General features: G+C 54.7%; 1 protein-coding gene and 1 pseudogene. One reads left to right on the plus strand and one right to left on the minus strand.

Annotated features, from left to right (window positions below):
- A pseudogene (locus R7O13_RS27795) lies at positions 1-421 on the plus strand (IS6-like element IS26 family transposase); the annotation flags it as partial.
- Here R7O13_RS27795 and R7O13_RS27800 read toward each other — a convergent pair.
- The coding region (locus R7O13_RS27800) for a hypothetical protein (protein ID WP_318305316.1) at positions 367-656 on the minus strand (290 nt) is incomplete at its 5' end. The pseudogene R7O13_RS27795 and the gene R7O13_RS27800 overlap by 55 nt on opposite strands.

Raw genomic sequence — 656 nt, forward strand, 5'->3', positions numbered from 1 at the left:
CGACAGCCGGGGCCGCACTGTCGATTTTTATCTCTCCTCCCGTCGTAACAGCAAAGCTGCATACCGGTTTCTGGGTAAAATCCTCAACAACGTGAAGAAGTGGCAGATCCCGCGATTCATCAACACGGATAAAGCGCCCGCCTATGGTCGCGCGCTTGCTCTGCTCAAACGCGAAGGCCGGTGCCCGTCTGCCGTTGAACACCGACAGATTAAGTACCGGAACAACGTGATTGAATGCGATCATGGCAAACTGAAACGGATAATCGGCGCCACGCTGGGATTTAAATCCATGAAGACGGCTTACGCCACCATCAAAGGTATTGAGGTGATGCGTGCACTACGCAAAGGCCAGGCCTCAGCATTTTATTATGGTGATCCCCTGGGCGAAATGCGCCTGGTAAGCAGAGTTTTTGAAATGTAAGGCCTTTGAATAAGACAAAAGGCTGCCTCATCGCTAACTTTGCAACAGTGCCGCGCGACGAGCAGCAGCACCAGGAGCAGAAGCACGTCGAGAAAAAGCAACAGCAGATCGAGCAGCGCCCACGGCGGGCCGCTCGCATCGGATAAGTCGAAAAATCCGGCTAAAGTGGCCGAGCTGCACATCAGGCCGCGCGGTTTTCCTCCCTGATCGCCGGCGCGGTTTCTTCCTCCCTGAA

It is taken from the genome of Vibrio sp. Y176 (genome assembly GCF_033438945.1).